4 protein-coding genes are annotated in these 2,658 nt (G+C 75.5%); all 4 read left to right on the top strand.

The features are described from left to right. A partial coding sequence (locus tag HMPREF3099_RS07580) for an inositol monophosphatase family protein (RefSeq protein ID WP_141762054.1) occupies positions 1-764 on the top strand: 764 nt, incomplete at its 5' end. A 115-nt stretch (positions 765-879) separates the two neighbouring features. Continuing rightward, complete coding sequence (locus HMPREF3099_RS07575; protein WP_070705421.1) at positions 880-1,176, top strand: DUF4193 domain-containing protein; 297 nt, start codon at positions 880-882, stop codon at positions 1,174-1,176. 7 nt (positions 1,177-1,183) lie between these two features. Then, positions 1,184-1,630 (top strand): dUTP diphosphatase, encoded by a 447-nt coding sequence (dut, locus tag HMPREF3099_RS07570; RefSeq protein ID WP_070705420.1) that lies wholly within the window; start codon positions 1,184-1,186, stop codon positions 1,628-1,630. A gap of 44 nt (positions 1,631-1,674) precedes the next feature. After that, a complete protein-coding gene (locus HMPREF3099_RS07565) occupies positions 1,675-2,571 on the top strand; it encodes a DUF3710 domain-containing protein (RefSeq protein WP_070705419.1) in 897 nt (298 codons plus the stop codon). The last annotated feature ends 87 nt before the right edge of the window (positions 2,572-2,658 follow it).

Here is a 2,658-nt window from a genome sequence, read left to right as displayed (position 1 = left end):
TGCTGGCCGGGAGGCCGGACACCGTCGAGGTGGCCGACACCAAGTCCTCGGCCACCGACGTGGTGACCGCGGCCGACCGGGCCAGTGAGCAGTGGCTCCGCGAGCAGCTGGCCGCAGCGCGCCCGGACGACGCGGTGCTGGGGGAGGAGTACGGCGCCGAGGGGGCAGCGGGTGCGTCGGGCCTCACGTGGGTGGTGGACCCCGTCGACGGCACCGTGAACTACCTCTACGGCCTGCCGGCCTGGGGGGTCTCGGTGGCGTGCGTGGTGGGCGACCCGCGCACGCCGGGCGCCTGGCGCACCGTGGCCGGTGCCGTGGGCGCCCCGGTCTGGGGCGAGCTCTTCCACGCCGGCCTCGGGCAGGGGGCGGTGCTGCAGGGCCCCGACGGGCGCGAGCGGTCCTTGGCGGTCACCTCTCTGGAGGACCCGGGCCGCGCCCTGGTGGGCACCGGGTTCGGGTACGACGCCGGGCGCCGCCGCGAGCAGGGTCGGGTGGCCGCCGCGCTGCTGCCGCAGGTGCGCGACCTGCGCCGCATGGGCTCGGCCGCCCTCGACCTGTGCTGCGTGGCCGCCGGCCGCCTGGACGCCTACTACGAGAAGGGCACGCAGGTGTGGGACCACGCCGCCGGGGTGCTCGTGGTGAGCGAGGCCGGGGGCGTCGTCGGCGGCCTGGGAGGTGCCCCGCTGGGGGACCCCGTGGTGGTGGCCGGCGGGCCGTCGGTGGGCAGCTGGCTGCACGACGAGCTGGTGCGGCTGGAGGCGTGATCCGGCGCGGGAATCACCGCGCCGGCAACGGTGTTGCAAAATCCCCGCGGATGGTGCACTCTCCGCGCGTGCTGCGCCGGCCCGGCGCGGTGTCCCTTACTTCCAGGAGATGGCTGTGGCGACCGATTACGACGCTCCGCGCAAGAACGACGACGACATCGAGGCCGACTCGATCGAGGAGTTGAAGAACCGCCGCGGCGACACCACCTCCGGCAACGTCGACGTCGACGAGACCGAGCAGGCCGAGGGCTTCGAGCTGCCCGGCGCCGACCTCTCCTCCGAGGAGCTGTCGGTGCGCGTGCTGCCCACGCAGACCGACGAATTCACCTGCTCCTCCTGCTTCCTGGTGCACCACCGCAGCCAGCTGGCCGCCGAGAAGAACGGCCAGCTCGTCTGCTCGGAGTGCGCCTGAGAGCACGATGACCCCCTCGCTGCGCGTCGCCCGCCTCACGCCGTCGGCCACGCTGCCCACCCGGGCGCACGCCGACGACGCGGGTGCGGACCTGTACGCCAGCGAGGAGGTCACCCTGGCCCCCGGCGAGCGGGCCCTCGTGGGCACCGGCATCGCGGTGGCCCTGGAACCGGGCACGGTGGGCCTGGTCCACCCCCGTTCCGGGCTGGCCGCACGCCACGGCATCACCGTGGTGAACGCGCCGGGCACCATCGACGCCGGCTACCGCGGGGAGGTCCGCGTGTGCCTGCTGAACACCGACCGGACCGCACCCTTTACGGTGGGTGTCGGGGACCGCATCGCCCAGCTGCTCGTGCAGCGGGTGGAGCTCCCCGCCATCGAGGAGGTCGAGGACGTGGCGCTGTTGGGCACCACCGAGCGCGGCACCGGCGGACACGGGTCCACCGGACGCTGAGCACCTGGCACCACCCGCCGCACCGACGAGGAGACACCTAAGGCATGGCACTGTTCAAGCGGTCCCGCACCCAGCCCGACCACCAGGCCCCGGCCGGGTCCGTGCGTGGCTCCGACCTGACCGACGACGAGCTGCGGGAGCTCGGCCTCTCCGCCGACGAGGTGGACCGGATGGGCGGCCTGGAGGGCATCGTGGCCGCGGTCGAGCCCGCGTCCGAGACCGCCGCGGCCGAGGAGCTCCCCGACGAGGCCGCCGAGATGGAGCCCGAGCAGCGCGACATGCTGCGCGCCGAGTCCGAGGAGGCCGCCGCGCTGGGCCTGCCGCGCCCCGAGGGCCTGCGCGCCACCGGCCCGTACGACTCCACCGAGGTGCCCTCGCCCCGCAACCGCGTGGACATGGGCTCGATCTGGGTGCCCGGCGTGGGCGGCATGCAGATGCGCCTGGAGTCCGACCGCGCCACCGGCGCCGTCACGGCGGTGAACGTCCTCGTGGGCGACTCCAACCTGCAGCTCCAGGCCTACGCCGCCCCGCTGAGCGGCGGGCTGTGGGAGGACATCCGCTCCGGCCTCGAGGAGGGCCTGGAGCGCTCCGGCAGCCACGGCGCCGTGGTGGACGGCCCGCTGGGCCCGGAGATCCACGCGCGCATGCCGCGCACCGGCCAGCTCGGTGACGGCCAGGGGGAGGCCAGGACCGCGCCGGTGCGCTTCGTGGGCGTGGACGGCCCCGGCTGGTTCCTGCGCGGCGTCATCTCCGGCCCGGCCGCGGTGGACCGCGAGAAGGCCGGCCTCATGTACGCCCTGCTCAAGGCCACCGTGGTGCACCGCGACGAGGTCCCGCGCGAGCCGCGCTCGCTGCTGCCCCTGCACCTGCCCTCGGACAACCCGGAGAACGGCTCGATGGCGGCGCGCAGCCAGCCCCGCCCGGGCACCGGTCCGGCCTGATGGTCACCCCCGCCGGCGCGGCCGGCGACGGCAGCGCACCCTCCGCGCCGCGCTCCGAGGCGGCCGCCGCCGAGACGGTCGAGCACG

This window comes from Kytococcus sp. HMSC28H12 (genome assembly GCF_001816045.1).
Taxonomy (GTDB): Bacteria; Actinomycetota; Actinomycetes; order Actinomycetales; family Dermatophilaceae; genus Kytococcus; species Kytococcus schroeteri.
This window is presented reverse-complemented; position numbering and strand designations above follow the sequence as displayed.

Bases quoted from the DNA above. Each gene is read 5' to 3' on its own strand.
- HMPREF3099_RS07565 (WP_070705419.1), top strand. From the start codon at position 1,675: ATGGCACTGTTCAAGCGGTCCCGCACCCAGCCCGACCACCAGGCCCCG.
- dut (WP_070705420.1), top strand. From the start codon at position 1,184: ATGACCCCCTCGCTGCGCGTCGCCCGCCTCACGCCGTCGGCCACGCTG.